The 21,501-nt window shown below is 63.9% G+C and carries 20 protein-coding genes, 1 tRNA gene and 1 pseudogene; 12 read left to right on the top strand and 10 right to left on the bottom strand.

What is annotated here, in order from left to right:
* Window positions 1-44 precede the first annotated feature (44 nt).
* From ACP8JZ_RS08460 to ACP8JZ_RS08440, 5 genes and pseudogenes are all read right to left on the bottom strand, one after another.
* A pseudogene (locus tag ACP8JZ_RS08460) lies at window positions 45-1,706 on the bottom strand (peptide ABC transporter substrate-binding protein).
* A 289-nt stretch (window positions 1,707-1,995) separates the two neighbouring features.
* Window positions 1,996-2,535, bottom strand: a complete 540-nt coding sequence (locus tag ACP8JZ_RS08455; protein ID WP_484482834.1) for a type 1 glutamine amidotransferase domain-containing protein — start codon at window positions 2,533-2,535, stop codon at window positions 1,996-1,998.
* A 289-nt stretch (window positions 2,536-2,824) separates the two neighbouring features.
* Window positions 2,825-2,901, bottom strand: a tRNA-Pro gene (locus tag ACP8JZ_RS08450).
* A 219-nt stretch (window positions 2,902-3,120) separates the two neighbouring features.
* Window positions 3,121-4,053 (bottom strand): metallophosphoesterase, encoded by a 933-nt coding sequence (locus tag ACP8JZ_RS08445; RefSeq protein WP_410172835.1) that lies wholly within the window; start codon window positions 4,051-4,053, stop codon window positions 3,121-3,123.
* On the bottom strand, window positions 4,053-6,554 hold the full coding sequence (locus tag ACP8JZ_RS08440) for a transglycosylase domain-containing protein (RefSeq protein ID WP_484482401.1): 2,502 nt from the start codon (window positions 6,552-6,554) through the stop codon (window positions 4,053-4,055). The genes ACP8JZ_RS08445 and ACP8JZ_RS08440 overlap by 1 nt, the downstream gene beginning before the upstream one ends.
* 130 nt (window positions 6,555-6,684) lie before the next feature.
* Here ACP8JZ_RS08440 and ACP8JZ_RS08435 point away from each other — a divergent pair, with 130 nt between their 5' ends.
* From ACP8JZ_RS08435 to ACP8JZ_RS08425, 3 genes are all read left to right on the top strand, one after another.
* The gene (locus ACP8JZ_RS08435; protein WP_021104007.1) at window positions 6,685-6,987 is read left to right on the top strand and encodes a WhiB family transcriptional regulator; all 303 of its coding nucleotides are present in this window, start codon (window positions 6,685-6,687) and stop codon (window positions 6,985-6,987) included.
* 79 nt (window positions 6,988-7,066) lie between these two features.
* Window positions 7,067-7,234: a Sp36 family protein gene (sp36, locus tag ACP8JZ_RS08430; protein WP_021104008.1), complete on the top strand. Its 168-nt coding sequence runs from the start codon at window positions 7,067-7,069 to the stop codon at window positions 7,232-7,234.
* Window positions 7,231-7,686 (top strand): RidA family protein, encoded by a 456-nt coding sequence (locus ACP8JZ_RS08425; protein ID WP_021104009.1) that lies wholly within the window; start codon window positions 7,231-7,233, stop codon window positions 7,684-7,686. Before sp36 ends, ACP8JZ_RS08425 begins: the two co-directional genes overlap by 4 nt.
* A 201-nt stretch (window positions 7,687-7,887) precedes the next feature.
* Here ACP8JZ_RS08425 and ACP8JZ_RS08420 read toward each other — a convergent pair whose 3' ends face one another.
* A complete protein-coding gene (locus ACP8JZ_RS08420) occupies window positions 7,888-8,592 on the bottom strand; it encodes a Crp/Fnr family transcriptional regulator (protein WP_306517336.1) in 705 nt (234 codons plus the stop codon).
* 336 nt (window positions 8,593-8,928) lie between these two features.
* Between ACP8JZ_RS08420 and nth the strand changes: the two genes are divergently transcribed.
* On the top strand, window positions 8,929-9,570 hold the full coding sequence (nth, locus tag ACP8JZ_RS08415; RefSeq protein ID WP_371415883.1) for an endonuclease III: 642 nt from the start codon (window positions 8,929-8,931) through the stop codon (window positions 9,568-9,570).
* 6 nt (window positions 9,571-9,576) lie between these two features.
* Entirely contained in the window at window positions 9,577-10,230 is a 654-nt protein-coding gene (locus tag ACP8JZ_RS08410; protein WP_306517338.1) for an NUDIX hydrolase, read from the top strand.
* A 308-nt stretch (window positions 10,231-10,538) separates the two neighbouring features.
* On the opposite strand, the gene ACP8JZ_RS08405 is transcribed toward ACP8JZ_RS08410, so the two are convergent.
* From ACP8JZ_RS08405 to ACP8JZ_RS08395, 3 genes are all read right to left on the bottom strand, one after another.
* A complete protein-coding gene (locus ACP8JZ_RS08405) occupies window positions 10,539-10,988 on the bottom strand; it encodes a phage holin family protein (protein WP_323458288.1) in 450 nt (149 codons plus the stop codon).
* Window positions 10,989-11,076: 88 nt separating this feature from the next.
* Entirely contained in the window at window positions 11,077-12,333 is a 1,257-nt protein-coding gene (gene nhaA, locus ACP8JZ_RS08400) for a Na+/H+ antiporter NhaA (RefSeq protein WP_323458289.1), read from the bottom strand.
* A gap of 92 nt (window positions 12,334-12,425) precedes the next feature.
* Window positions 12,426-13,187 (bottom strand): class I SAM-dependent methyltransferase, encoded by a 762-nt coding sequence (locus tag ACP8JZ_RS08395; protein WP_306517341.1) that lies wholly within the window; start codon window positions 13,185-13,187, stop codon window positions 12,426-12,428.
* A gap of 208 nt (window positions 13,188-13,395) precedes the next feature.
* Here ACP8JZ_RS08395 and ssd point away from each other — a divergent pair, with 208 nt between their 5' ends.
* The 7 genes from ssd (at window position 13,396) to ACP8JZ_RS08360 (ending at window position 18,764) form a co-directional block, all read left to right on the top strand.
* A complete protein-coding gene (ssd, locus tag ACP8JZ_RS08390; protein WP_021104016.1) occupies window positions 13,396-14,451 on the top strand; it encodes a septum site-determining protein Ssd in 1,056 nt (351 codons plus the stop codon).
* Window positions 14,444-15,658, top strand: a complete 1,215-nt coding sequence (locus ACP8JZ_RS08385; RefSeq protein ID WP_021105151.1) for a TadA family conjugal transfer-associated ATPase — start codon at window positions 14,444-14,446, stop codon at window positions 15,656-15,658. The genes ssd and ACP8JZ_RS08385 overlap by 8 nt, the downstream gene beginning before the upstream one ends.
* Complete coding sequence (locus ACP8JZ_RS08380) at window positions 15,655-16,437, top strand: type II secretion system F family protein (protein ID WP_306517344.1); 783 nt, start codon at window positions 15,655-15,657, stop codon at window positions 16,435-16,437. Before ACP8JZ_RS08385 ends, ACP8JZ_RS08380 begins: the two co-directional genes overlap by 4 nt.
* Complete coding sequence (locus ACP8JZ_RS08375; protein WP_323459264.1) at window positions 16,434-17,165, top strand: type II secretion system F family protein; 732 nt, start codon at window positions 16,434-16,436, stop codon at window positions 17,163-17,165. The genes ACP8JZ_RS08380 and ACP8JZ_RS08375 overlap by 4 nt, the downstream gene beginning before the upstream one ends.
* 255 nt (window positions 17,166-17,420) lie before the next feature.
* Window positions 17,421-17,657, top strand: coding sequence for a DUF4244 domain-containing protein (locus ACP8JZ_RS08370; protein WP_021105148.1), 237 nt, complete (start codon window positions 17,421-17,423; stop codon window positions 17,655-17,657).
* 214 nt (window positions 17,658-17,871) lie between these two features.
* Window positions 17,872-18,192: a TadE family type IV pilus minor pilin gene (locus ACP8JZ_RS08365; RefSeq protein WP_021105147.1), complete on the top strand. Its 321-nt coding sequence runs from the start codon at window positions 17,872-17,874 to the stop codon at window positions 18,190-18,192.
* A 185-nt stretch (window positions 18,193-18,377) separates the two neighbouring features.
* Window positions 18,378-18,764 carry an Rv3654c family TadE-like protein gene (locus ACP8JZ_RS08360; protein ID WP_484482400.1) on the top strand — a complete coding sequence of 129 codons (387 nt, stop codon included), beginning with the start codon at window positions 18,378-18,380 and terminating at the stop codon, window positions 18,762-18,764.
* Between the two features lie 179 nt (window positions 18,765-18,943).
* Here ACP8JZ_RS08360 and ACP8JZ_RS08355 read toward each other — a convergent pair whose 3' ends face one another.
* Window positions 18,944-21,322 (bottom strand): DEAD/DEAH box helicase, encoded by a 2,379-nt coding sequence (locus ACP8JZ_RS08355; protein WP_484482399.1) that lies wholly within the window; start codon window positions 21,320-21,322, stop codon window positions 18,944-18,946.
* Window positions 21,323-21,501 lie beyond the last annotated feature (179 nt).

The raw sequence follows: 21,501 nt of genomic DNA, 5'->3' as shown, positions 1-21,501 counted from the left end.
AGGCGGTCCACCACGAAACGGTGGGCCGCCCGTGGGTCGGTGGTTCACTTCACGCTGATGGAGGTCAGGTCGATGGTGCCGAACGGCGTCAACTTGACGTTGGCCACCTTGTCGGACCAGCCATATGCCGTCGAGCTGGTCCACAGCGGGATGGCGGGAACGTCGGTGGCGAGCATCCTCTCGGCCTCGTTGTAGAGCTTGTTGGACTGCGCGGTGTTGGTCGCTGCGGCCGCCTCCTTGAGCTTCTTGTCGAAGGCTGGATTGGAGTACTCACCGTCATTGCTGGAGCCGCCAGTGGCGTACAGCGGGGTGAGGAAGTTCTCCAGCGACGGGTAGTCCATCTGCCATCCGGTGCGGAAGAAGCCCTGGATCTCACGCTTGGTGATCTGGTCACGCAGGGTCTTGAAGTCCGGGGTCACCTTGAGCTGGCAGTTGACACCGAGATCGTTCTTCCAGCTGTTGCACACGGCCTGGGACCACGACTTGTGGTCACCGTCGCCGTTGACGGCGATGGTGAGGGTGCCCTTGTAGCCACCAGCCTTGGCGTAGAGCTCCTTGGCCTTGGCCTTGTCGTAGGTGCACAGATCGCCACAGTTGCCCTTCTGGTAACCCTCGACGACCGGGGTGGCTCAGCCGTCGGCGGGCTCACGGGAGCCGGCGAAGATCTGCTTGGTGATGGTCTCGCGGTCGATGTCCATCGACAGGGCCTTGATGAGGTCTGAGTTCTTGAGCTGGGTGTCCTTGCTGGACGCCGTCACCGACTGGAAGATGCCGGAGGGGCGCAGACCCCAACGATCCGGCAGGTCCTGCTTCCACTGGTCGTTGGTGAGCTGGTCGGTCGGGATGAGGTCGGTGACGTCGAGCTGGTTGGCCACGGTGTCGTTGTAGGCGGGGGCGGCGTCGTTGTAGATCTTGAAGGTCACCTTGTCGACGTGGGGCTTGTAGCTGCCTGCGTAGTTCTCGTTGCGCTCCAGGACGATCTGGGTTGCCGTGTTGTCGACGATCTTGAACGGCCCGGCGCCGAATGACGTCTTGGCCCACTTGTCGTTCCTGGCGTCCTTGAGGAAGGCGTCCGGCAGCGGGGCGAAGGCGGTGTAGCCCAGACGCACCTGCAGGTTGGCGACCTTCTCGGTGGTCTTGATGGTGAAGGTCTGGTCGTCGACGACCTTGAGGCCGGTCATCTTGTCGGCCTTGGGCTTGGCGGAGCAGCTGTCATCGGAGCACTGCAGGGCGTCGTAGCCCTCGATCGGCTCGAAGAAGTACGAGTTCTGCTGGGCGTTGGGGCCATAGGCACCCCAGTTCCAGCCGTCGACGAAGTTGTGCGCCTTGACCTCGGTTCCGTCGGAGAACTTGAGGCCGGGCTTGATCCTGACGGTGAAGTTCTGGTTGTCCTTGGTCTCGATGGACTTGGCGATGTCGAGCTCGGGCTTGGCACTGTCGGGGTTGTAGTGGACGAGTCGCACGGTGACGGCGTCCATGATGTTGCCGCCGCAGGTCTCGTTGGTGTTGGCCGGGATGAGCGGGTTCTGGGGTGTGCATCCGCGGACCGTGATGGCACCGCCGTCCTTGGCGGGGGCGCTGTTGTTGGCTCCGTTCCCCGACGAACCAGCGGTCGATTCGTCCTTGGCCGCAACGTCCTCGCCGCAAGCTGACAATGCCATCAGGCCCGCGAGGGACAGCGCAATGAGTGGCCTCATTCGACGCATGGTGTCTCCTTCTCACGTCACGTCGGCAGGTACCCGACGATCCCAGGTTGTTCGGGACACCATGCCACTGCTCGGAAGCCTTCGGCACTCGTCTCAGGGGGTTGGGACGACATTGTGACCAAACTGCAATGTAAAGCCGTCATCGTGGGTGGACATCTCATGATGTGGGGATGCCTGGGTGTGCGGCCCATCCTGACGCGGTTTCGGGGCGTCGCGGTGATCTCGGAATGAACACGGCAAGGGCTCCCACCCGAGGGTGAGAGCCCTTGTCATGACGCTGATGCGGTGGTCAGGCGACCTCGTCGACCAAGGCCTTGGTGAAGGCTGGGAGGTCGTTGGGATTGCGCGAGGTGATGAGCACCCAGTCATGACCCGGGCAGCGGACGAGCTCCTCGTCCACCCAGGTGGCCCCGGCGTTCTCAAGATCTGGACGGAGTGAGATGTAGGAGGTCATCTTCTTGCCCTTGGCCACGTCGGCGTCGATGAGAACCCACGGTCCGTGGCAGATTGCTCCCAGTGGCTTGCCCGCGGATGAGAACTCCCTGACCAGACGACGAGCGTCCTCGTCGACACGCAGGGTGTCCGCGTTGACGGTGCCACCAGGGATGACGAGCAGGTCGTAGTCGTCGGCCTTGACGTCAGCCAGCGTGGAGTCGGCGTCGATCTTGGACGCCCAGTCCTTGTCACCGGTGACGGTCTGGATGGCTTCGCCGCTGTTGGAGGCGACGGTCACCTCGATACCAGCCTTCTTGAGGGAGTTGATGGGCTCGACGATCTCGGCCTCCTCAACTCCGAAGTCCGTGGCGGCGATGAGCGCGCGTGCCATGATGATTCCTCCTTCGGTGGGGTCCGGTGGTGTAACGGCATCCACGGTCGAGGTATTCCGGACATGCGGCACCTGGGGTGCACGGATCCGGCGGCGTCGCTGGTTCCGGCCCGTTGCCGTGGATCGTGATGGTGGTGGGGGTCACGGTGATGACACTGTTCGTGGGGTTCGTGGGGCTGTGGACTGCCGCACCTGACACCGCACCGTCGTCGCGGTGGGCATGGCCCCATGCACATCAGATCAGCCTGGTGTGTGCTGTGACACTGGCGACAACCGTCATGGAAGAACCGGATGGTCGGGGTGACAGGATTTGAACCTGCGACCTCCTCGTCCCGAACGAGGCGCGCTACCAAGCTGCGCCACACCCCGAAGGTCTGGACGGCGTCAACCGCCATCTGCTGGAAGGGCAAACCCTGCAGCAGTGCCCCACGATTCCGATGGACAGCGTGACCGCACGTGTCACGCTCGCCGCTCGGTTCCGTGAACCGGCGATCAGTTTATCGTAGGTGCTTTCGGAAGAGCAAATTGGGATTCGTGACGAGGAGGCTGGGCCGGTGTCGAGCAGGTTGGGGACAGTTGAACGTACGATCAGTGGCCGGCATTCAGCTCGGCATCACGAGCAACCAGGGTGAGTAGCGTCACCTCGGGACGGCAGAAGGTGCGGTACGGGGCGAACGGTGAGGTCCCCAGTCCTGCCGAGACGTGCAGCGCTGCCGTGTGTCCTGCACAACTGTGGGTGGACAACCCCTTGGCCCGGGCAGGTTCGATGTCGCAGTTGGTGATCAGGGCTCCGTACCAAGGTAGGCACACTTGGCCGCCGTGCGTGTGGCCGGCGAAGATGATGTCCATGCCGTCGGTCGTCATGGCGTCCAGCACCCGCTGGTACGGCGCATGGGTCACCCCGACGTTGAGGTCTGCGCCGCGACTGGCAGGGCCAGCGACCTTGGCGTAGTGGTCACGATCAAGGTGCGCGTCGTCCGTGCCTCGGAACGAGAGTCTGCGGCCTGCCACGCTCAGATCCCCCGAGGCGTCGTTGAGGTCCAGCCACCCAGCCTCGGTCAGGGCGGAGCGCAGGTGCTCAGTGGGCAGCTGCTGGCTGGTTCCCTGGTCGGCTGGTGAGCGACCGTGCACGACGTAGCCCAGGGGATGGCGAAATGCTGGGGCGGCATAGTCGTTCGACCCGAAGACGAACACCCCGGGCAGCTCCAGCAGTCCGGCCAACGCGTCCAGCAGAGGCTCGAGCGCCGTGGCCGAGCAGAAATTGTCGCCCGTGTTGACGACCAGATCCGGGTGCAGACGAGCCAGCCCACGGACGAACTCGATCTTGCTCGTCTGGCGGGCCAACAGATGAAGATCCGAGATGTGCAGCACCCGAATCGGTTCAGACCCCGGCGGCAGCACCATGGCCTGTTGCTCGCGCACCACGAAGCTGTGCGCCTCTGCCACTGCCCACCCCATTGCCAGAACGGGGAGGACAGCCAGGCCTGCCCCCATGCGGACCGCAGTGTGTCTCGTCGTCATCAACGCGGCTGCTGAGTGTAGCGGGGCGGTTCTGCGGGGGCTGGCTGCTGTTGCTGTTGCTGCCACGGGTCCTGCTGTTGTTGTTCCGGTTGTTGTTGCTGTTGCCACTGCTGCCAGCGGTCTCTCTGGGGGACGCGACGTTGATAGGTCGGTCGTGGTCCGGATGAGACTCGGAGGTCGATCGTCGATCCCTGGGGAGCCTTGCCGCCATCCGGATCGGCGCCCAGGAACGTCCCCTCGGGCTTCTCGGAGTGGACTCGTTTGGTGCGGGTGTCGAAACCGGCATCCCTCAGGGCCTTCTTCGCCTCGTCGTAGTTCATTCCCGAGGTGGACGGCACTGGCACCTTCTTGCCGTGTTGAATCTCGTCCGTGGTCTCGGAGAAACTCGTTCTGGGCTTGCCCATCAGCGTGGCAGCCATCGCCTTGCGGTAGATCTGGCCGGCGTCACCACCGCCGGAACCCTTGAGGTACTTTCCGGTACTCATGTGCAGCCCGCGGATGGAGCGTACCTCGCGGCCCCGGAAATGCTCGCTGGAGGAGTCGGCGGCGATGAAGGCAGCACCGGCAACGGCAGGGGTGTACCCGGTGAACCACACGGCCTCGTTGGAGTCCGTGGTACCAGTCTTTCCAGCCTGCGGGTACCCGCCCGGGATGCGGGCTGGGGCGCCGGTGCCATTCATGACTCCCTTGAGCACCTCGTTGACACCGTCGGCAACCTGGGTGCTCATGACGCGCTTGCAGTTGGCGTCGGGAACCTTGAGGTTCTGGCCGTCCTTGTTCTTGATCGACTTGACGATGACCGGGTCGCAGTGCACACCGCGTGCTGCGAAGGTGGCGTACGAGCTGGCCATCGACAGCGGTGTCACGTACGCGGTACCCAGGGTGAATGAGGGGATCGCACCGTACTCCTTGACGATGTCCTTGCCACTGGCCAGTTCCACACCGGTCTTCTTGGCCATCTTCGTCACATTGCACAGACCGGCGTCACGCTCCAGCTGGACGAAGTACGTGTTGACCGAGTACGCGGCAGCCGTACGAAGCCCCATGGTCCCGGAATGTCCGGTCGAGTTGGACACCGAGAAGGGGCCAGATCGAACCTTCCCCTTGCACCCCTGGAAGGTCTCCCCGGTGAAGTCCATGGGGGAGCCTGCGTAGTAGTGCTTGGAGATGGGGATGCCGTGCTCCAGGGCAGCAGCCAAAGTGTACGCCTTGAACGTTGACCCAGCCTGGAAACCTCCGAAACCGCCCAACCCCAACGGGGCGAGGTAGTTGTAATAGGTCTGCCCGGACTTGGTGCCCATCTCGGGACGAGACTGGGCCATTGCCATGATGAGTCCGGTGCCCGGCTGGATCGTCGCCACCCCGCCCAGCACGGGATCGGTGGGCCCCACCCAGTTGGAGACGGCTTGCTGGGCGGAATCCTGTGCCTTGGGATCGATGAGGGTGTGAATCTCCAGGCCGCCGCGCTTCACGAGCTTCTCACGCTCGGCCCGCGTCTTGCCCAGGTTCGGCGAACTCAGTAGCGACTGGTACACGTAATTGCACACGAACGGGTACTTCGAGCTGATGCAGCCAGTCTTGGGATAGGTGACCCGCGAGCGGTTGAACCCCTGCTTCATGGCCGCCTGGACGTCCTTCTCGCTGACCAGCCCCAAGCTCTTCATCCTGGTGAGCACGACATTGCGGCGAGTGATCGCGGCTTCAGGGTTGTTCACCGGGTCGTAGGAGACCGGGTTCTGCACCAGGCCGGCGAGCATGGCAGCCTGGCCAAGGTCGAGCTTGTCGGCCGTCACCCCGAAATAGTGTTTCGCAGCTGCCTCGACGCCGTAGGCGCCGTCGCCGTAATAGGCGATGTTGAGATAGCGCTCGAGGATCTGGTCCTTGGACAGGTCGTGCTCCAGGGCAATGGCGTAGCGCAACTCCTGCAACTTGCGGGAGACCGTCTGCTCCTGCGCAGAACGCACCCCCTCCTCGTCGCCAGCCGACACCGCCATCTCGATTCGGGCCTGCTTGACGTACTGCTGGGTGAGAGTGGAACCCCCCTGGGTCGATGCCCCACCCATGTTGGAGACCAGGGCGCGCATGGTGCCGCGCAGGTCGATGGCGCCGTGGGAGTAGAACCGGTTGTCCTCGATGGCGATCTGCGCCTGTCGCATCACCGGTGAGATCTTGTCCAGCGGCACGTACTCGCGATTCTCGTCGAAGAACGTCGCCATGACGCTGCCGTCGGCCATGAAGATCTGAGAGCGCTGGGGCTGTGGGTTGGAACCGAACTCGGCCGGCAGGTGTTGCAGGGAGTCTGCGCTCACCCGTGCCGTCGTGCTCGCCAGGGCAGCGAACGGGACGACGAACCCTGCTGTCAACAGGCCGGCGAGGATGCTTGCCAGGCAGAACTTGAGGAACGCGGAGAACCGGCTGGAACTCTGGGTCTGAGCTTCCAGTCGGTCAATCCTCGCCCTGGAACGGTTCGACGAGGCGGGCCTGTGGTGCGTGGACGGCATGGCAACCAGAGTACGTCACCGGTGAGACAATCCCAGAAACCTGAACCGCGAGGCACCGGTAAAGATCATCCTTAATCTCCTGGCAAACGATGCTTGTCCAGGCTTGCCAGGTGAGCGTACTGTACGAATCGTGACAGGCAACGAGGCTGATGACTGGACCCTTCTTGCGAACTGTCGCGGAATGGCAGACGCGTTGTTCCCCGACGGCAAGGAGCAGCGACGCGCGCGCAGGATCTGCACGGATTGTGCGGTACGTTCCCGCTGCCTTGCCGAGGCCCTTGACAATCGCATCGAGTGGGGTGTCTGGGGCGGTATGACCGAGCGTGAACGTCGCAAGCTGCTGCGCGAGCGTCCAGATGTCACCAGTTGGCGGGACGTCCTTGCGGCCGACTCCCACACGACGAGGAGCAGGACCTCCACAGCCCGACAGTGATGTCTGGCGCACAGTGCGGCCGCCCCTCACCTGAGCGACACCGACCACCTGTTCCCATTCGTCAGGATAGGCTTGCGACATGACACGTTGGGAGTACTTCACGGCGCCGATTCTGACGCACATGTCGCAGCAGATCCTCAACAATTTCGGGGCTGAGGGGTGGGAGCTCGTCCAAGTGGTTCCTGGCCCCAATCCAGAGAGCCTGGTGGGATACTTCAAACGTCCCATTACTGAGGAGGACGCATGAGCATCGAGGATCGTCTCGCAGATCTCGGTATTGACCTACCGCCAGTTGCCAAACCCGTTGCAGCATACGTCCCCGCCATTCAGGTGGGTGACCAGATCAGCACCTCCGGGCAATTGCCACTGGTTTCGGGCTCACTGCCCATGACGGGTCTGGTGGGGGACCAGATCAGTCAGGGGGACGCTGCGGGGCAGGCCCGGGTGGCTGCCCTCAATGCCTTGGCTGCTGCAGCCGACGTCGCCGGTGGAGTCAACAACATTCGCCGGGTCGTCAGAGTTGTCGTCTACGTTGCCAGCACTGCCGACTTCACCGCTCAGCCAGCGGTGGCCAATGGTGCCTCCGAGTTGTTCGGAGAGATTTTCGGTGACGCCGGGCGACACATTCGCAGCGCCATCGGTGTTGCCAGTCTGCCGCTGGGGGCACCTGTCAAGGTCGAGCTCACGGTGCAGGTCTGAGCGCCCAGTCATCCCTCCGGCAGCTGGATCTGGATCGTGGGGTCGGTGGCCAGGGTTGTTCGCGTCTGAACCTGTCCCAGGATGGGAAACACCCGACGCAAGCTGGTCAGCACAGAGACAACGGTGTGGTGATGGGACAACGGTGTGCTGATGGCTGGTGCGGCTCGCTCGGTGCTTGGTGGGCCGGGGCCCACTCGTGCCTCAGCCTGCTCGAGCCTCCAGTCGTTTCCGGTCCAGGACCGTCACGACCTTGGGGCGAGCTGTGATCCAACCGCGGTTCGAGAAATCCGTCAGAGCCTTGTTGACGGTCTCACGTGAGGATCCCACCGCCTGAGCCATCTCATTCTGGGTGAGGTCGTGCCGCACGACGATGTCGCCCGTAGTGCCGTCCATCTCACCGAATCGGTCGGTGAGATCGAGGAGGATCCATGCCAGCCGGCTCGGGACGTCACCGGTGACGAAATGGGCAGTGTTGTCATCGGTTCTGCGCAGACGCTCCGACAACCGCCCCAACAGGGCCAGTGCCACGTCGTGACGGCTGTGCACCAGACTGTGCAGGTCAGCCCCCGGAATGCGCAGCAGGCTCGCTCGGGTGAGGGTCGTGGCGGTCGTGGAACGTGTGCCACCATCGACCAGGGAGAGCTCACCGAAGGCGTCGCCGGGCCCCATGAGCCACAACAATGACTGTCGACTCATGCTCCGCTGGTCTCCGGGGGTCTGCCGGGTGAGCTTCACCTTTCCCTCGACGACGAGGTACATGTCAGTTGCCGGATCCCCCACCTCGAAGAGCCTCGTACCTCGCGAGCACACGATGGCTTCGCTGAATGCTAGGAGCTTGCTCGCTGACGTGGCGCCCAACGCTGACAGGAATGGCTGGGCGACGGCTGTGGTCACGACATTCGTCATCGATGACAAATTCCTTTCCTCGGGGGCCCGGGTTCCACAGAGGGGCTGCACATGTGACCTCGCACCTTGCGGCGTTGTGGGGTCTGGACTGAATGTGAGTCTGTGAATGCTGGGCGACGATCCAGTCCAGTGCGGGAATCCTTGCATGTATTGTGGCAGCCGTCACATGCCAATGCTCAGTCACCCCATGATTTATCTCACGTAGTGAAGCGGTTCAAGGAATGTGCGACGACACTGATATGAGAGTGGTTGGTCCCATAGACTGCACCCATGCCCGCAGATCTTCAGGAGACCTCAGCATCGGTTGCTCGTGCGTCGCAGAGCCAGGTTCACAAGATGTATGAGCAGCTGAGCGAGTGCTATCCCGATGCGCACTGTGAACTGAATCATCGCAATCCATTCGAATTGCTCGTGGCCACCGTTCTTTCGGCACAGACCACCGATCAACGAGTGAATTCGGTCACTGAGGAATTGTTTCGACGGTGGCCCGATGCCCGACACTTTGCTGCCGCTCCGATCGACCAGGTGGAACAGGTGTTGAGACCGCTGGGCTTCTGGCACACCAAGTCCGCAGCAGTGGTGAACCTGTCCGCCATCCTCGTCGAGGAATGGGACGGTGAGGTGCCAGCCGATCTCCACGCCTTGACGAGGCTGCCCGGGGTGGGGAGGAAAACTGCCAATGTCGTGCTGGGCAATGCCTTCGGCATTCCGGGGATCACCCCAGACACGCATGTGCAGCGGGTGACACGTCGCATGGGCTGGACGAGTGCCACAACGGCCCGTGGTGTCGAGAATCAACTGGCGGAACTGTTCGACCCCTCGCAGTGGGTGCTGCTGTGTCATCGTCTCATCTGGCACGGCCGACGCTGCTGCAGAGCACGTCGTCCGGCCTGCGGAACCTGTCCAGTGGCGCGGGCGTGCCCCTCGTTCGGGGTGGGGCCGACGGATCCCCCGCAGTCCCAAGGGCCCATCAAGTGAGGTGCGATGAACATTTTTGACAAGCTACGCGCAGTCCTGTCACCAGAGGTCCCGGTACCGCCGCCAGCTGACAGAAATTTCTCCTCGGCGGTGCTGGTGTTGCTCAGCGACTGTGCCGACCCCGACGTCGTCCTCACCACACGGTCGTCAACGGTGCACCGGCATCGAGGGCAGGTCTGTCTGCCGGGTGGGCACTACGAACCTGGCGACCCCGATCTCATCGTCACGGCGCTGCGAGAGACCCAAGAGGAGGTTGGTGTGGCTGCCTCGCAGGTGAAGGTGCTCGGAACCCTACCGGCACGCGTCACGGTCCCCGTGAGCCGCTCGACGGTGACGACGGTCGTGGGAATGTGGGACGGTGGTGGCTCCAAGTCCGGTGGGGGACTGCGGGTCGTCGACCCAGCAGAGGTGTCCCAGGTCCATCGCATTGCGCTGAGCACCCTGGCCGATCCGCAGACACGTGTCAGTGCACATCACCCCAACGGGGGACGAGGAGCAGCATTCGACCTGCCGGAGCTGTTCATCTGGGGATTCACCGGACACATCCTCGACACCGTCCTGTCGCTGGGCGGATGGGAGCGCCCGTGGGACACGCGGAGAATCGTCGAGATCCCGACGCCATTTCGTGGTGAGGATGCACCGACACCAGAGGATGGATGACTCCGGAAGCGACATTTCTGGGGCTGACGCGACCTCTCCGGGATGTCCCGGCTGAGGCTGGCAGCAGTGCTGTCGGAAGGCTGACGGCCCTCTTTCGGCGCAGGGGCAGATGAGACCGCCTTCGGCGCCGGGTGGATGGGATCCGCGGTCCAGCGGTCTGCCTAGGTGGGCGTCCTCGTGGTGGGGGCGGAATCTGCGACGGGTGAGCTGTTGGGGGCTGTGGGATCGGCTGGAGGATCATGCCTCGTGGAGGCAGCACGAAACCGTCTGCCGAGCACTTCGCTGGGTAGACGGTTCGGCGTCAGTGGTCAGGCACTGACCTCGTTGGTCGCGCCGGCATTGTCAACCCCGCGGGAGACGGCCGATTTCAAGGTGCCGACGGTGCGCTTGGCCTCCTCGACGGACTGCCTGGGCGGCTGGACCTTGGACACCTGCACCTTGCCGACGAGTGCGGCCACACCGGCGATGAGGAACAGGGCGACAGCGGTGGAGGCGAAGCCGAGCACCAGTGCCAGCAGGATGCTGGAGACGGCTGCGTGCCAGGCCAAGGTCAGGGCGAAGGCTCCACACAGCCACATCATGTTGGCGCCGATGACGGCGAAGTAGCCAGCACCAGCGAACATGCCACCGCCGATGCCGGCGTGCTTGACGGCAGGCTTGATTTCGGCCTTGGCGAGGGCGACGTTCTCCTTGACCAGCGCTGGCCCATCGGTCTTGAGAGTTGCCATGATCTCGCTGACAGGACGCTTTTCTGCCATGGATGCCTCCGAGTCTGTCGTGGTCGGTATGGGACATAGCCTAATGCCAGCAGACCGATACTGCCCACGAGGTGCACAAAATAAGCTCTCAGACGTGCGAGCGGCGCAATTTTCCCGCTCGTGGAACCTGTCCGGGATGGGCCCTGCGCCATTTGTCGTGACGCTTGGTGCGGTAGGTGAGCAGCAGTGCGCCGAACAGGGCTGCCAACGTCGATCCCACGAGCACCGCCGCCTTGGCCTCATCGGCGTAGAAGCCGTCACTGGGGAAGGAGAGATCGGACAGCAGCATCGAGACCGTGAACCCGATTCCGGACAGCACCCCGACGGCTGCGATGTCCGCCCACACGACACCGCGGCCCAGAGTCGCCGACGTGAGGCGGGCGGTGAGGAAGGACCCCAGGAAGATGCCGATGCTCTTGCCGACGATGAGCCCGACGATGATTCCCAGTGGTACGGGGTTGGTGACGAGGGCTCGCAGCGCGTCCTTGGTGAGCTGCACTCCGGCGCTCATGAGTGCGAAGAACGGCACGACGACGCCGGCGGACCATGGCTCGACCTTGTGCTGCCAGCGGTCAATGGGGTCGTTGAGCTCGTCCTCGGAGCAGCGGGTGAGCAGCCCGAAGATCACACCGGCGATCGTTGAGTGGATGCCACTGTTGAACATGCACCACCACCCGATGATGAAGATCGGTATGTACCACCAGCCACTGTCGAGGAGCTGCCGGTGCTGGAGGACGCCCCACAGAGCCATGCAGGCAAGCGCCCCACCCAACCATGCGAGGTTCAGCCCGTGGGAGAAGAACACGGCGATGACGATGATGGATCCAAGGTCATCGGCGATGGCCAGAGTGAGCAGAAAGGCCCGGACCGACTGTGGCATTCCAGATCCGACGATGGCCAGGACGGCTAGGGCAAAGGCGATGTCGGTGGCCATGGGTATCGCCCAGCCTCCGGGATGCCCGCCCGGTGTCAGGACATTGATGAGGGTGTAGATTCCGGCCGGGAAGAGCATTCCGCACACCGCAGCGATGACCGGCACCATGGCATCTGCTGGACGTGACAGCGATCCCTCGGTGAACTCTCGTTTGAGTTCGAGGCCAGCGATGAAGAAGAACACCGTCAGCAGCCCATCGGCGGCCCAGCTCTCGATGGACAGTGGCCCGATGATGACGCCGCGAAATGCTTCGTATGACTCGTGTGAAAGATTCGCCCACAACAACGCGGCAACCGTGGCGAGGAGCATGAGAAGCCCCCCGGTGGTTTCGTTGCGCAGGACATCGGAAAGGTGAAGTGCATCGGGGCCCGACACTGGGCCGAAGAGTGTTTCGCGACGTCGGTGAGCCAATGGCCGACCTCCAGATCAAGTGGGATGAACAGTGACTGCCGACCAGACTTCCCGGCGCTCCGTTGAGCAATCCTACCGAATGGTCCAGGTGCCTAGATCTTGATGACGAACCCCGGGGGGTCGGTGCTGGCAGGTGTGTTGAGTTCCGAGTGGTCCACCCACCCGCGCCAGCACTGCAGCTCATAGGGCAGTCTCAGCTCGCCCACCGGGCCACTGGAGTCGTCGTAGAGGTCCTCGACCTGGTGGGTGAGCCCGTTCTTGGAGCGCTCGTCGAGTCTGGCCACGGCATGGCGGGACAGCGACATCGAGATGAGCTGACCCTTGGTCACTGGTATCCAGATGCGATGGTTACGGGTCTCGACGTCCGGGAAGTACGGCGATTGCGTGAGTGTGCTGATGGATTCGGTGCCGTACTCACCGGTCATGGCAGTGGGGTCGACGGTGCGTAGCAGGGCAGCCAGTCGACGTACCCAGGGCACGGTGTCGTCGCGTACCAGCCACGACAGTCCGAGGCTTCCTCCGGGACGCAGCACTCGAGCGATCTGCGGTAGCACGAGCCCCGGCGCCAGTTCATGGAACCGTTGATGAATGATCACCGAGTCGAAGGACTCCGAACTGAACGGCAATGAGTCGGCGGTCGCGCAGACGGCATTGACCCCGTTGACGCGGTGAGTGACGGTCGCTGTTGCCGGATCGGAGCTGACGGCGACGATGTCTGCATCGTACTGGGCCAGGGTGCGACACAGCCCAGTACCGGTCTCGATGGCGAGAAGTCGGCGGTTGGTGCGCAGCTGATCGCCGCACAGCCACTGCAGGGACCCGCTGGGGAAGCGCATGGATGTGGCAGATGGCATGGCCACATTGTAGGGAACCGGCTGGTCGACAGACAGCGGGCCACGCCCGGCATCAGGCATGGCCGCATTGTGAGGAACTGGCAGAAATACGCGGCAGATCCGAGGGATGAAAAAGTTGTCCACAGCCTCTCGTAATGCCGTGGCGGCGTTGTCCACAGGCAGTAATTCTCTTGGCCGGTCGATCGGTGCGACCACGACAACCAGTGGTGTGAGAGCAGGAAAGACACAGGTCACGTCGGCACCGCAGAACAACGAGACGCCCGGCGTCACGCTCATCAGTTCCGATGAGAGACTGGCAGAGATCATTGGTTCGGTGGCAGCCAGCGTCGGGGTGGTGGTGAGCGTCGTCTCCGATCGCAGTTCCGCTGAGCGTGAATGGTCCGACGCACAGCTCGTCCTGGTGGGGCAGGACAGCGCTGCTGCGGCCATCGCGTGGGGGCTGGGAGCCCGCGATCAGGTGTACGTGGTGGGGCACAGCCCACAGGAGGTGGTGCGGTGGTCTCCCCTGTTGGGAGCCAGCGTCATCGTCGTGCCGCAGGCCAATGCGACACTGGCCGAGCTGTTGCGCGACGGCACGAGCCAGACCACCCGGGCGAGGGTCGTCCTCATCGGGGGTGCCACCGGAGGGCTCGGAGCGTCCACCCTGGCTGCAGGGGTGGCCGGAGCTGCGGTCCAGATGGGCTGGTCGAGTGCCGTCGTCGAGCTGGATCCCGGCGGTGGGGGTCTGGACGTTCTCCTGGGGGCAGAAAGACTTGAGGGATGGCGGTGGCCAGAACTGGCCTCGGCTCGCGGGGTCGTGAGTGGCCTGACTGACCACCTGCCCGTGATGGATTCGGTGCTGTGCGTCTCGGCAGGACGGCATCCGTGTCAGGTGGGGGCACGAGCTCGGTCGTCGGTCGTGGAATCCCTGGCCGCTGAGACGGACCTGGTGGTGTTGGACCGAGGCCAGCTTGGCGATGACGAACTCGTCGGTGTGCCAATCGACTGCCGCTACGACATCGTCTCGGCGGAACTGCGTGGTCTGCTCGCTGCTCGGGCGCGTAGTGCTGAGGCTGATGAGGTGCTGCTGCGGCGTGGGCCGGGGCGCAGGATGTCCAGTCATGACGTTGCTGCGGTGCTCGACCGGGATCCGCTGCTCACGGTGCGGCAGGACGAGCGCCTGGCTCGAGCCGCGGAGCAGGGTGAGGCGCCCTGGGTGTTGGCCTCCCGGGTGTGGCAGGCCACCTGTCGCCGCGTCGTCAAGAAGGTGATGAGTCGTGGGTGACGAGGTGATCAGCAGTGAGGACGTGGACAAGGTCCGTGGGGTGGTTGCTGGACTGGGACGTGCCTGGACGCCGATGGATGTTGCCCAGGCGCTGACATCCATCGGGAGGGTGGCGTCGGACTCCACGGTGCTCACGGTGGTTGAGGAATTGAGACGTACCAGTTCTGGGGCTGGCCGCCTCGAACCATTGCTGGCCCTGGACGGCGTGACCGATGTGCTGGTCAACGGACCCGATCAGGTCTACATCGATCGAGGGCGAGGTCTGGAGCTCACCGACACCACGTTCACCAGCCCCGACGAGTTGCGTTCTCTGGCGGTTCGGCTGGCTGCCGGAGTCGGTAGACGTCTCGACGATGGCTGCCCGTGGGTGGACGCCCGCCTGGCAGACGGCACGCGCGTGCACGCCATCCTCGACGTTCTGGCAAAACCGGGCACCTGCCTGTCGCTGCGCGTGCCCGCTCGCCACCGGATGAGTCTGGACGACTGGGTGATGGCTTCGTCCATGACCGCCGAGACAGCACACCTGCTCGAGCAGGTCGTCGTCCGCAAACTCGCATTCCTCGTCACTGGGGGCACTGGTTCGGGAAAGACGACCCTGCTCGCAAGTCTGCTGGGCTGCGTGCCAGCTCATGAACGAATCGTCATCGTCGAGGACTCCCGGGAGCTCAGCCCCGACCATGAGCACGTGGTGTCCCTGGAGGCTCGGGCAGCCAATGCGGAGGGTCGTGGGCAGGTGAGTCTCACCGACCTGGTGCGTCAGTCACTGCGCATGCGTCCGGATCGTGTGGTGCTCGGTGAGGTGCGTGGCGCCGAGTTGCGTGACATGCTCATGGCCCTCAACACGGGCCACGAGGGCGGTTGCGGCACGGTGCATGCCAATGGTGTCCAGGAGGTCCCGGCCCGTCTGGAGGCGTTGGCGGCACTCAGTGGCATGAACCGTCCGGCCGCACATGCCCAGGTGGCAGCAGCATTCCATCTGGTGCTGCACCTGGTGAGAGGACCCAAGGGCCGCAGACTGGCTCAGATTGGCGTCTTCGAGCACGTTGACGGGTGTGCCGTCGTCACTCAAGCGCTCGTCTTCGACGAAGACCTGGTGTGCACTCCAGGGCCGGGGGCGGAGCGGCTCGGTGATCTCGTCGGCGAACAAACGGTGTCCAGGGTCGTACAGGGGCAGGGCAGACCGCGTAGGGCACGGAGGGCAGCATGATCACGGCGATTCTCATGGCAACGGCAGTGTGGTTCGCAATGGGTCCGAAGCGTACCCAGCTCAGTGCAGACACCACGACCACGACTGCCCCAACCTGGTTGAAATGGGCCTGGGTGCCAGCGGTACTGCTGATGGCAGTGATGGTGGCTGGCGTGTCCGGTGGATTGTGGGCCCTGTTGGCCGTCCTCGTGGCAGCCACGGTGTGGAAGGTGGGGGCCGATCACCTGGTACGTCGACGGTGCATGAGGACGGAGCGTGAGGTCGCCCGGGCCTGCCGGGCACTGGCAGGACGGTTGTCCGTCGGCGAGATCCCTGCGGTGGCCCTGGAACAGGTTGCCCACGACACCTCGATCCTGGTCCCTGCGCTGCAGGCCCAGCAGGTGGGCGCTGACGTTTCCACGGCGTTGGTGGGCATTGCTGCCGAGCCTGGATGTGGCGGGTTGGCGCCGCTGGCCCATGCGTGGAAGCTGGCCGTGACGACGGGAGCCCCGTTGTCGGCTTCAGCCAATGCTGTGGCGCAGGGAACGAGCAGACGTGCCAGACTGTCTGCCACCCTTGAATCCGAGCTCGCCGGACCGCGTGCAAGTGGGCGACTCATGGGTTTTCTCCCTGCTGTGGGCATTGCCCTGGGGCAGTCGGTGGGATCGGGGCCCACTCATTTCCTCACTCGTACTCTCGCAGGGCAGGTGTGCCTGGTCACAGCTGTCGCCCTGTCCTGCGCCGGGGTGCTGTGGAGTGAGGCCATGGCCGATCACGTGCAGAAGCAGGCTCTGGGATGAACACGATTCTGGCAGTGCTCAGTGCCGTCGCTGTCTACGTGGGTATTGCGCCGAGCCCGTCCAGACGTGTGCAACGCGCTGCCAGGCGCTCAGTGCCGCACTGGGCCGAACCGGTGCGCGGGGCCCCTGCCAGATCGGTGCGTGTGGGGGTCGGCGTGCTCACGGGGGCACTCGTGTTCCTCGTCGCCGAGCTCCCGATGTGGATCAGCAGCGTGGTGGCAGTGGTGGTTGGTGCAGGTGCAATGATCGGTGCCGGGAAGCTTGAGACGACGTCGTATCGGCGCCGCATCGAGCAACGCATCGCCACACTGCCCGACGTCCTCACCCTGCTCGCCGGGGCGTTGGAGGCGGGAGTGCCACTGCGACGTGCGACTGCCGAGGTCGCCGATGCCATCACCGGCGTGTGCGCTGCAGACCTCACCCTCGTCAATTCCAGGGTCGCTGTGGGGGTGAGCGACGCCCAGGCGTGGGCCGAGTTGGCCGACGAGCCGGGATGGCATGAGATCGCCACCGATGTCTCACGAGCCGCGAACTCCGGTGAGGGGGTGGCGCAGATGTTGCGAGTCCATGCCGAGCAGATGCGTCGGCACGCCTGTGAGCAGGTCGAGAAGAAGGCGCGAAAGGCAGGGGTGGACGCCATCATCCCGCTTGCGGTGTGCCATCTACCGGCGTTCATCCTCGTCGGCGTGGTGCCGATCATTGCCGGCACCATTCTCAAGGTGACGTGAACCCCTTCTCAAGGTGACGTCAGCCCCAACATCAAGGCACGGGGCTGTCTCGGCATGCCTCATCGAGCATGCGCAGGTCGGCTGGGTACGAGCCGACCTGTGGACAACGAGAACCACGTCACAGGCGCCATCCACAGAACGGAAAATCCTTGTCCGATTCCGTGTCGTCGTCACGACAACTGAGGGTGCAGCGGGCAAGTGCTGCTGCATGGCGTGGTCAGGAGACACCTGGCCCGCATCGGAAGGAGAACACTCATGAATCACTCCCTCAACCTCGTCGGCATGGATCCTGTCATCACGACCAAAATCCCGCGCAGGTCGCGGCGTCTGGCCCAGCGTGGCATGGCCACTGCGGAGTACGCCGTTGGAATCCTGGCCGCGGTGACTCTCGCTCTGGTGCTCTTCAAGGTGTTCCAGGATGCCAAGTTCTTCAAGGCATTCCTGGGACTCGTCCTCAAGGCCGTGTCCTTCGTCACCGGCATGATCAAGTGACGTCCTGAACTCCCAGTCCGGTGGGGGCTCGGTGATCCCCCAAGCAGATTCCCGGTGGGCTGGCGAACGAGCCGTCGGCTCACCGGAATCGATCAATGCACAAGGGTGCGGCCCACGGGAAACACCATGTGGAACAACATCAGGATTCGGCACACAGGAAGTCTCAGAAAGCTCTGGGGGATGTATGAACAGGTCACGACATGCGAGCCGCGGAATGGTCACAGCCGAGATGGCCGTGTCACTCATCACGGCAACCATGGCAGTCATTGCCGGGGTGTGGGCGGTGAGCCTCGTCATCGTCCATGACGCCTGCCGGGTCACCGCTTCCCAGATTGCTCAACAACGTGCCCGAGGAGATCTCAAATCTGCTGAACAGGCGCAGCGGAAGGCTCCGGAAGGTGCCAGGATCACCACCGCTTCCCGGGACGGGTGGATACGTGTGACGGTGTCAACGGATCGATCCCTGGGCAAGATCGGACCAGTTCACCTGCAGGCCAGCGCTGCAGCACCTCAGGAACCCGGTGAACTCAAATGATCATCGACGCAACATCGACAGACGCAACATCGACACGGGCCATGAGACACGCTGAAGAATCCTCATGTGCCAGATGCGTGGTTCCACCTCAGAGGCTGCGGTTCACGATTGTCTCGAGGAGCAGGTCACTGCCTGGTGCCAGAGGATTTGGTGCCAGCAGATCTCGCAAGGACCACAGGTTGCACGTGGTCAATCGTCGACGCGTCAGCTGCACTGCTCAGCGAGGATCGGGAACCGTGCTGTTGGCCTCGATGGCACTGGGAGTCGTGGTGGCGGTCTGGGGCGCCATGATCATCTCCGGGTGGTACTCCACCTCACGACTTGCCCATCACAGTGCGGACATTGCTGCATTGGCTGCCGCCCAGGCTCGCGAGAAGGGGATGGAGCCATGCCCGGTGGCTCGCAAGGCCGCTCAGGCCAATGAGACCACCCTGTCATCGTGCACCGTGGATGCCAGCAGCGTCGACTACGTCGTGACGGTGAGCGTCACCGCGCAGCTGAGACCAGTGCTGCACCTCCCACACGCTCCCCGGACGATCACCGTGACGTCACTGGCGGGGCCGCAGAAATGACCGGTGCTGGAGGTCTTCGTGGTAGACATCTGCAGGAACGTATGGGGGCTGCCGTCACCCAGCCAGGGACACGACAGCGAAGGCATGGTCCTGTGACCACGTTTCCTCCCGGCCCGATCTGCATTGTTGAGGTTGGGACGGGCGTGGCCCAGATGCGTCGCGAAAATGCCCTGCCGCACTCAACTGGCGCTGCGGGTGCCCAACGGATCCATCCGAGAGGCGAGCAGCCGAGCCGATTCCTTGTCCAGCTGCTGGTTGGAGTTGCCGCACTTGGGCGAGACGATGCACGAGGGGCATCCAGCCTCACAACGGCACTCAGTCAACCTCGACGCAGTGGTGTGCCACCACTGCTCAGCCCGGTCGTAGCCGGCTGCAGCAAAACCTGCGCCACCGCTCTGACCGTCATGGATGACGATCGTGCATGCCCCGGTGTCAGGCAGCGACGTCGTGGAGACCCCACCGACGTCCCATCGGTCACAGGGCACGAGCATCGGCAACATCCCAATGGCCGCATGCTCCACCCCGTGTGCGGCCCCAGCCAGTTTCACGGCGTCGAGTCCGAGCTCGTCCACCACGCCATCGGGAATCACCCACCACGTTCCACTCGTCGTCATGGTGTGACTGTCCATGGTGAGGGCGATGGAGTCCCACACCTCATTGGTGACCTCGTCACGACGCAGGTACCCCAACACCTGGCTGGTGAGCTCCACCTGCCCGGTGGCGACATATCCCGGCCCGAACGGTTGACGAGCATCCTCACGGACGATCCGTACGCTGGAGGCCGACTGCGGCATGGTCCAGAAGCCGGGAAGGTCACGGTGCACCAGGGCACAGTGCTCTTGCGGGCGGTACTCGTCGACGAGCCACTGATCTCCCTGGTGCAGGTACACCGCTCCCGGATGGACAGTGCGATCAGCCGCAGCCTGATCCACGACACCGACCACCCGTCCGGTGAGCGAATCGATGACATCAACGCCGTGGCCGCCCATCGAACGCAGGTCAATCGCGTCCACAGCTCGGTCCAGACGTGTCCAGTACAGCCGTTCACCGCGTTGCCGCAGCACCTTCTGCCGCACCAGCATCGACTCCACCTGGGCCAGGGACGGGCCGTAAACCGCCTCGTCGGCTGGCTGCAGGAATGCCTCCTGGGCCGCAGCAGCCAGATGTGGGCCCATGACGTAAGGGTTGTCCGGATGCAGCACCGTCGTCTCGACACTGGAGGAGAAGATGAGCTCAGGGTGTTGCACCAAGTACTGATCCAGCGGGTTTTCCCTGGCCATGAGGACGACGGTGGATCGGCGCCCCGACCGCCCAGCGCGTCCGGCCTGTTGCCAGAACGCCGACAGACGTCCCGGGTACCCGGCAATGACCACGGCATCCATTCCAGAGATGTCCACCCCCAACTCCAGGGCGTTCGTCGCGATCACGGCGTTGACCCGGCCCGACTGCAGCCCGGCCTCAAGATCGCGACGTTCCTGGGGCAGGTATCCCGAGCGGTACGCGGCGACGACGCCGCCGGTGGTCACCTGATCCTGGGCGTGCACCGCGACCACCTCGGCCACGGTGCGGGACTGCACGAAGCAGATCGTCTGACAACCCTGATCCACCAACCGTGCCACCAAGGCTGCCGCATCCTCGCTCAAGGACTGTTCGGGTTGCCACAGCACGACGTCCCTGGCTGGCTGGGGAGAGGAATCCTCGTCAACGACTTCGACGTGCTCCACGCCGATGAGTGCGGCACCGGCCTGAGCAGTGTTCGTCGAGGTGGCACTGGAGAGGATGAAGACCGGGTCGGATCCGTACATGCGGCACAGTCGACGCAGACGACGCAGCACCTGGGCCACATGGGCGCCGAAGACCCCGCGATAGCGGTGTGCCTCGTCGATGACGACGTACTCCAACGAACCAAGCAGCCCAGACCACCAGGAGTGGTTGGGCAGGACGGCCTTGTGCAGCATGTCGGGGTTGGTGAGGACGTAGTGTGCAGCTTCCCGGGCAAACCTGCGTTCGGCTCGTTCGGAGTCGCCGTCCAGTGTGGTCACCGCCCAGTCCTGCGGGCCCAGCTCCCGGCACACCCGCAACTGGTCATGGGCCAGGGCTTTCGTCGGTGCCAGGTACAAGGCGCTGTGCCGCTGCCTGGTGTGCAGGGACGTGGCAAGCTCGGTGGATCTGCTCCTCAGGGACTCCGAGTGCCGAGCCGGTAGCGGATGGGCACGATCTGGACACACTGGCGGATCGCAGGCAGTGGCTGCCATGACGGCCATGAGATAGGCAAGCGTCTTGCCGGAGGCCGTCGAGGTGCAGATGGCGCAGTCCTTGCCTGCCTGGGCCAGGCAGGCAAGCTTCACCTGGTGGAGCCACGGAGTGGAGATACCGTGTTCTTGGAGTTTTTCTCGGTACTGGTGGGGAAACCAGGCAGGCCAGGGAGCCAGTACCGCACTGCGCTCCTGACGATGGTCGACGTGGACGGTCTGGGGTGCCTGGGCCACCAGCGGATTGACGGCGTCGCAGGAGCCACCGCTGGTACGAACAGGGTCAGGGATGGGGGAGCCAGTCATCCCTGCAAGCATGCCACGTGGTGAACGATGAGGGGCAGGCACCTGGGTCGTGGTCGTCGGGACCGGGTGAGGCCGAGCCGTACAGTGCTGACGACAGGGCGCTGACGGCAGAGCCAATCCTGCGAAACCATGGGCGTACACAATGGGAAGAAATGACGAGTTGAGGCGAAACCAGCGGC

This window comes from Cutibacterium sp. LaCa_286 (assembly GCF_057198075.1).
This window is presented reverse-complemented; position numbering and strand designations above follow the sequence as displayed.

Bases quoted from the DNA above. Each gene is read 5' to 3' on its own strand.
- ACP8JZ_RS08445 (WP_410172835.1), bottom strand. From the start codon at position 4,053: ATGACGACGAGACACACTGCGGTCCGCATGGGGGCAGGCCTGGCTGTC.
- ACP8JZ_RS08440 (WP_484482401.1), bottom strand. From the start codon at position 6,554: ATGCCGTCCACGCACCACAGGCCCGCCTCGTCGAACCGTTCCAGGGCG.
- sp36 (WP_021104008.1), top strand. From the start codon at position 7,067: ATGACACGTTGGGAGTACTTCACGGCGCCGATTCTGACGCACATGTCG.
- ACP8JZ_RS08425 (WP_021104009.1), top strand. From the start codon at position 7,231: ATGAGCATCGAGGATCGTCTCGCAGATCTCGGTATTGACCTACCGCCA.
- ACP8JZ_RS08420 (WP_306517336.1), bottom strand. From the start codon at position 8,592: ATGACGAATGTCGTGACCACAGCCGTCGCCCAGCCATTCCTGTCAGCG.
- nth (WP_371415883.1), top strand. From the start codon at position 8,929: ATGTATGAGCAGCTGAGCGAGTGCTATCCCGATGCGCACTGTGAACTG.
- ACP8JZ_RS08410 (WP_306517338.1), top strand. From the start codon at position 9,577: ATGAACATTTTTGACAAGCTACGCGCAGTCCTGTCACCAGAGGTCCCG.
- ACP8JZ_RS08405 (WP_323458288.1), bottom strand. From the start codon at position 10,988: ATGGCAGAAAAGCGTCCTGTCAGCGAGATCATGGCAACTCTCAAGACC.
- ACP8JZ_RS08395 (WP_306517341.1), bottom strand. From the start codon at position 13,187: ATGCCATCTGCCACATCCATGCGCTTCCCCAGCGGGTCCCTGCAGTGG.
- ACP8JZ_RS08380 (WP_306517344.1), top strand. From the start codon at position 15,655: ATGATCACGGCGATTCTCATGGCAACGGCAGTGTGGTTCGCAATGGGT.
- ACP8JZ_RS08375 (WP_323459264.1), top strand. From the start codon at position 16,434: ATGAACACGATTCTGGCAGTGCTCAGTGCCGTCGCTGTCTACGTGGGT.
- ACP8JZ_RS08370 (WP_021105148.1), top strand. From the start codon at position 17,421: ATGAATCACTCCCTCAACCTCGTCGGCATGGATCCTGTCATCACGACC.
- ACP8JZ_RS08365 (WP_021105147.1), top strand. From the start codon at position 17,872: ATGGTCACAGCCGAGATGGCCGTGTCACTCATCACGGCAACCATGGCA.
- ACP8JZ_RS08355 (WP_484482399.1), bottom strand. From the start codon at position 21,322: ATGACTGGCTCCCCCATCCCTGACCCTGTTCGTACCAGCGGTGGCTCC.